This window comes from Deltaproteobacteria bacterium (genome assembly GCA_009929795.1).
Taxonomy (GTDB): Bacteria; Desulfobacterota; Desulfovibrionia; order Desulfovibrionales; family Desulfomicrobiaceae; genus RZZR01.
In genome coordinates this window covers 1-3,482 of record RZZR01000209.1, presented here as the reverse complement: position 1 = coordinate 3,482, position 3,482 = coordinate 1, and the positions used below count along the sequence as shown (strand labels likewise).

General features: G+C 59.9%; 4 protein-coding genes. 1 reads left to right on the top strand and 3 read right to left on the bottom strand.

The window, feature by feature from the left end:
- The 3 genes from EOM25_13220 to EOM25_13210 form a co-directional block, all read right to left on the bottom strand.
- Positions 1-537, bottom strand: a 537-nt coding sequence (locus EOM25_13220) for an ABC transporter permease (protein NCC26135.1), incomplete at its 3' end; no start/stop codon positions are given.
- Positions 530-1,477 carry an ABC transporter permease gene (locus EOM25_13215; GenBank protein NCC26134.1) on the bottom strand — a complete coding sequence of 316 codons (948 nt, stop codon included), beginning with the start codon at positions 1,475-1,477 and terminating at the stop codon, positions 530-532. The genes EOM25_13220 and EOM25_13215, both read right to left, overlap by 8 nt.
- 2 nt (positions 1,478-1,479) lie before the next feature.
- Positions 1,480-3,096 (bottom strand): ABC transporter substrate-binding protein, encoded by a 1,617-nt coding sequence (locus EOM25_13210; protein NCC26133.1) that lies wholly within the window; start codon positions 3,094-3,096, stop codon positions 1,480-1,482.
- Positions 3,097-3,270: 174 nt separating this feature from the next.
- Here EOM25_13210 and EOM25_13205 point away from each other — a divergent pair.
- Positions 3,271-3,482, top strand: a 212-nt coding sequence (locus EOM25_13205; protein NCC26132.1) for a class I SAM-dependent methyltransferase, incomplete at its 3' end; no start/stop codon positions are given.

The following is a 3,482-nucleotide window of genomic DNA, read 5'->3' as shown; positions in this document are numbered from 1 at the left end:
CCCGAGGATGTACAGAGGCCCGGCACCCAAGGCTCTGGTGGCTTCCACGTGGCCTTGTCGCTTGAGGTCCATGGCCTTGGATCGGGCCACGCGGGCGTATTTCGGCCAGCCCGGAAGGGCCAGGGCGACGATGAGACTTTCCAGGCCCGGGCCGAGGATGCCAATGCTCAAGAGGCTCAGAACGATGGCCGGAAAGGCGAAAAAGCAGTCCGTCAGACGCATGAGCGGGGCATCCAGCACGGAAAAGTAGGCCGCGGCCACGCCGAGCCAGAGGCCGAAGGAAGCGACCACAGCGGTCACGGATACGGCGAGAGCCAGGGATGGCCGCAATCCATAGATGATCCTGCTGGCCACGCAGCGGCCCATGGAATCGGTGCCCAGGATATATTCTCGGCCCGGGGGTTCCAGACGACGGGCAAGATTCTGCTGAAGAGGATCGTGTGGTGCGACCCAAGGGGCGAACACGGCCGCCAGGATCAAGATCAGGGCAAGAGCGATTCCGATCAGGAGACCGGGACGGAGCCAGCGTTCAGACATGGCCACCCGCCTCGATTTGTCTGGGATCGAGAATGATCTGCAGAAGATCCATGATCAGATTGATGCTCACATAGATGGCGGCGATGGTCAGCACGCAGCCCTGGACCACGAACATGTCCCGGGCCTTCACTGCATCCACCAGGAGCCGGCCCAGGCCGGGCCAGAGAAAGATGCTCTCCACAACCACGGCCCCGCCGAACAAATAGCCGAGCTGGCCTCCAAGATAGTTGAGTACCGGAGGCAGGGCGTTCCTCATGGCATGCAGGCCAACCACCCTTGTTTCCGTCATGCCCTTGGACCGGGCCGTGATCACGAATTTTTCTTCCAATGCCTGGACCATGAGGGTGCGCATCAGGCGGGTAGAGATGGATGAGGAGGCCACGGCCAGGGTCACGGCCGGGAGGACGAGATTGCCCGGGGTTCCGTAGCCGGCCACGGGCAGGAGGTTCCAGTGGACGGCAAAGACGAGGAAGAGAATCACCCCGACGCAGAAATCGGGCAGGGAAACGATCAGCAGTGAGGCCCCCATGGCGGCCCGGTCCACCCAGGACCCGGGCTTGGCCGCGGCCAGTGAACCCAGAGGGAGGACGATGCAGAGAGTCAGCAGCATGCTCGATCCGGCCAGAATGGCCGATGGGCCCAGGGCCCGCAGTATTTCCGCGGACACGGGCCTGCCGGTCTGGAAGGAGCGGCCCAGGTCGCCCTGCAGGGTTCGCCCGAGCCAAAGGCCGTACTGGACCGTCAAAGGCTCGTCCAGGCCGAGCTCCTTTCGGACCTGAAGCAATGCCTCCGGTGAAGCAGTGTCGGCCTCAGTCATGGACCGGAGGGCAATCTCGGCCGCGTCCCCGGGACAGAGGGCCAAGGAGAGAAAAGCGGCGACGCTCACGCCGAGGAGGACCGGAACGAGCGTCGCCAGCCTTTTGATAATGAAGGACGGCATGCCTATCTGGACAGGCTCACTGTTTCGAGATGGTAGGAGCTCTCCGTGGGGTGCATGCGGTAGCCCCGGACCTTTTTGGCCACGGCGTCCACGTTCACATAGTAGTTCAGGTAAACCATGGGCTGATCCTTCAGGAGGATGGCCTGGACCCGATCATAGATGCGTTTGCGCGCGGCCTGGTCGAATTCGGACCGCCCGGCCAGGATCAGGGCATCGACCTCGGGGTTCTCATAGTGGTATGCCCCCCATCCCTGTTTTTCCGTGTTGCTCGAGAAGTAATCGGTCATAAGCACGTAGTCGGGATCGGGAACGAAGAGCAGCCCCCGCCCCATGAGGTACATGTCGAAATCGCCTTTGAAGCGCATGGCCTCTGCGGCGTCGAGCTGAGTGGCGACGATTTCGACATCGAAACCGACCGCGGCCAGCTGGGCCTGCATGATTTCAGCCGTGGGGGGCAAGGCGGCCCGTTCGGTATAGGTCACGAGTTTGATCTTTAGTGGCTCGCCGTTTTTTTTGCGAATTCTGCCTCCGTCTTTGTCAATCCAGCCGGCTTCGCTCAGCAATGCAGCGGCCCGGTCAGGATCGTGCTGGAATGCGGGTAAGGTCGTATTGGCCCAATAGATTTGAGGAGGGTAGAGGGTGATGGCCGATTCTCCCACACCTTCCAGAACGTACTTGACGAGATCGGCCCGGTTGACGGCCAGATTCACGGCCTCGCGGACGCGATGATCGGAAAACGGCTCCTTGTTCAGATTGAAGCAGGCCATACGGCAGCGGCCGATGGGCATACGGAGAATGTCGTATTTTCCCGATGATTCCAGGGAGGCTATGGCCTGGGGCGGAAGTATCTGGGCAATGTCGATCTCTCCGGCCTTGAGCATGGCCAAGCGTGTGACCGCGTCGGGCACGGCCCGGAACACGACTGTATCCACGTGGGCCTTGTCGCCCCAATACCTGTCGTTGCGGGTCAAGGTCACTTCCTCCTTCACCTTCCAGCTCTCGAAGACAAAGGGACCTGTTCCGACCGGTCTGACCACCTCTCCGGATTCATCAAAAGATGATGGAGCCAAGGCTCCGGTTTCACCCATGGTCAGATAGGCAGGCAGGGGGGCGAAGGGTTCGGTGGTCGTCAGGACCAGGGTCCGGTCATCCGGTGCCTGGACCGAGGCCAGTGGAACGTCCTTGAGAAGGGTGCCCACCCGGGCCAGTCGGTCGAGATTCTCTTTGAGAATACCCGCCGTCAGGGGCGTCCCGTCGTGGAACAGGACCCCGTCGCGGATGGAGAAGCTCCAGGTCATCTTGTCCGGAGACACGGTCCACGATTCGGCCAATCCGGGAACGATACGGATTCCCTCGTCCACCTCCACAATGTTGTCGACCACGCCCAAGCGCTTGAACACATACCCGGATTTTTGAATGTCCAGGGTTTTCGGCCACCAAGGACCGCCGACGCGAAGAACCCCTCCACCCTCTCCGGCCTGACCGGAAACGGTCGAAACGAACATCAGGCACAAGCTCAACAGCCCTGCCAGAGAAAAGCGTGCGAACATGGAACCTCCATTGTGATTTGTTGATGACCGGAAGGGCAGTCTGCCCTCGGCTTTTCGAATATTATTCATTCACTCATACGCTTGATTTGACACCTAATTGAAAATCGTATTATTAGTCAAGGATTGATTTTTTGATTTTATCGTTAGATGGCGTAAAAACATTATTTTTATGAAGGGGAATGCATAATGGAGAGCGCGATCCAAGCAGACTGGTGTACACGATGGCAGGAGGATATGCAGGACATGGCCACTCGCAGCGATGTGGCCTACTGGAATCGACGGGCCGAGGACTATGATGACTTCATCACCACCAGTGGCTTCGACTACGGACGCAGCATGGTCGACATTCTCGGCGCCGAGGGAGTTCTGAGTCGGGAGTCTAGGGTACTTGAGATCGCCTCGGGTGTCGGGGCAGTGACCATCCCCATGGCCCAGGCTGTGAAAACGGTCACGGC

Excerpts from the sequence above, each read along its gene's own strand:
- EOM25_13210 (NCC26133.1), bottom strand. The coding sequence starts at position 3,096 with ATGAATAATATTCGAAAAGCCGAGGGCAGACTGCCCTTCCGGTCATCA.
- EOM25_13215 (NCC26134.1), bottom strand. The coding sequence starts at position 1,477 with ATGCCGTCCTTCATTATCAAAAGGCTGGCGACGCTCGTTCCGGTCCTC.